Below are 917 nucleotides of genomic sequence, written 5' to 3' on the forward strand. Positions count from 1 at the left end.
TTCTATGTTTTGGAGAATTTTTTGTTGCTTGTCTCGTTGTTTAGATAGCTTTTCTATCCTGCTTACGAGTCTATCCTCATTTTTTCTGTTTGCTCTTATGCTTTTAATGTCTTGTAGTCTTTGGGTAATATCGTTCATTATCTCTCCTTTGTATTGGTGTTACTTTTTGTTAGATTGGCTTTTTCAAGTGCTTTTAGAGATTTAGAATCTAAAGCAATATGTTGTTTTTTAGCTTGTTCTTTAATGGCATTTGCCCTTACTAAGTATTCTTGCTTTTGCTTTTCATCGCTTACTCTCCTATGGTTGTTAAGATTAATGTTAAGTCGTCTTTGTAATTCCTCTTGTGTTAAAGGATAATGTGATATAATGTCGTTGGTAGTTGATGAAATGTTGTTATCAACCAGTCGCCCGTCAAGACTTTGGGCTTGAGTGTAGGGGGTGTGGGCGTCCCTACCATCGGCTACTACTTCTTTCTTTGCTAACAAATCTAAATTCTTTAACCTTTTTTTATTGGCGTGAAAAATCTTAACAATATTTTCATCTTGTCTTACGCCAACTTCACCCATTTTTTTATCATTAAGCTTTTTTCCTGCTATATAATCTTTTTCACTCTTTGGAGAAGGATTTTTAATAATGATTTCAGGCTCACTTACTACTTCTTGAATTAATGTTGATACCTCTTGCATATTCTTAAACATTTCAGGGTGGAGTTTTTGTAGAAGTTTTAAATCTGCAATAGCTTCTTTATCCCCTAAAAGCTCTGTTAATCGCTCACAAAGTGCAAATATTTCTAGTTCTGTATCTTTTTTCATAGTAATTCCTTAATTGTATTCATCATTAAAATACTTAGCCATTACTTCCCCATTTTTTGGAATGGGAAACCACATATGTGTTGTAGGTGTAATGTAGATTCTGCT

Annotated in this window: 1 protein-coding gene; it reads right to left on the bottom strand. The window is 33.4% G+C overall.

All coding sequences use genetic code 11. From position 1 onward, the window contains the following. Nucleotides 1-137: 137 nt before the first annotated feature. Nucleotides 138-812, bottom strand: coding sequence for a hypothetical protein (locus LS67_RS09470; protein WP_236096392.1), 675 nt, complete (start codon nt 810-812; stop codon nt 138-140). Nucleotides 813-917 lie beyond the last annotated feature (105 nt).

This window comes from Helicobacter sp. MIT 03-1616 (assembly GCF_000765685.2).
Classification (GTDB): domain Bacteria; phylum Campylobacterota; class Campylobacteria; order Campylobacterales; family Helicobacteraceae; genus Helicobacter_C; species Helicobacter_C typhlonius.